At 45.5% G+C, this 1,019-nt stretch carries 1 protein-coding gene; it reads right to left on the minus strand.

What is annotated here, in order from left to right:
- A partial coding sequence (locus tag CYK47_RS15240; protein WP_122902602.1) for an Ig-like domain-containing protein occupies positions 1-1,019 on the minus strand: 1,019 nt, incomplete at both ends.

The following is a 1,019-nucleotide window of genomic DNA, read 5'->3' on the forward strand; positions in this document are numbered from 1 at the left end:
GGTGGTTCACCCACAACAAAAGTCAGATCATCACCATCTGGATCTGTCGCTGGTACAGTGCCAGTAATTGGCGTATCTTCCGGAGTTTCAATCTGATCGTCTTCAGAAACTGGCGCATCATTCACTGCAGTCACTGTGATGTTGACTTGTGCAGTTTCAGCGACACCTTCATCTGTAACTGCTGTGTATTCAAATTCTACTAGACCTGCATAGTTAGGCGCAGGTTGGAACACAAGTTTGCCATCCGTTAATGTCACGTCACCATTGTCAACAGCTACTGTGTTGCCTTCAGTGATAGGCTGACCATTGACATGAGTGATTACTGGATTGGTGCCTTCGAATGCATCGTTAGCTAATACATCAAGAGTGATTGGTGTATCTTCTTCGGTGCTATCTACATCATCAAATGCATCTTGCTCAGGCTCTACAGTCACATTGACAGGAATGTCTGTGGTGAAGCCTTGATCATCTGTAACCGTGACCGTAAAGCTGTCTGTACCATGCCAATCTGGTTTTGGAGTATAGCTCCATTCGCCCGTTGCTGGATCAATGCTCACTGTACCATTCTGTGGCGGCATATTTAAGGTGAAGTTTGGATTGTTAATGCCATCTGGATCGACAACATCTAAATCACCTGTAATTACTGTATCTTCTGGACCTGTGCCAGCGTCATTACCTTGCGTCGGTTTGTTTGGATCAGGCTGTGCTGGACCGTCATCTTCTGGAGTCACTGTGATGTTGACTTGTGCAGTTTCGGCGACACCTTCATCTGTAACTGCTGTGTATTCAAATTCTACTAGACCTGCATAGTTAGGCGCAGGTTGGAACACAAGTTTGCCATCCGTTAATGTCACGTCACCATTGTCAACAGCTACTGTGTTGCCTTCAGTGATAGGCTGACCGTTGACATGAGTGATTACTGGATTGGTGCCTTCGAATGCATCGTTAGCTAATACATCAAGAGTGATTGGTGTATCTTCTTCGGTGCTATCTACATCATCAAATGCATCTTGCTCAGG

The sequence above is a fragment of the Acinetobacter sp. B51(2017) genome (assembly GCF_003711395.1).
In the GTDB taxonomy this organism is placed as follows: domain Bacteria; phylum Pseudomonadota; class Gammaproteobacteria; order Pseudomonadales; family Moraxellaceae; genus Acinetobacter.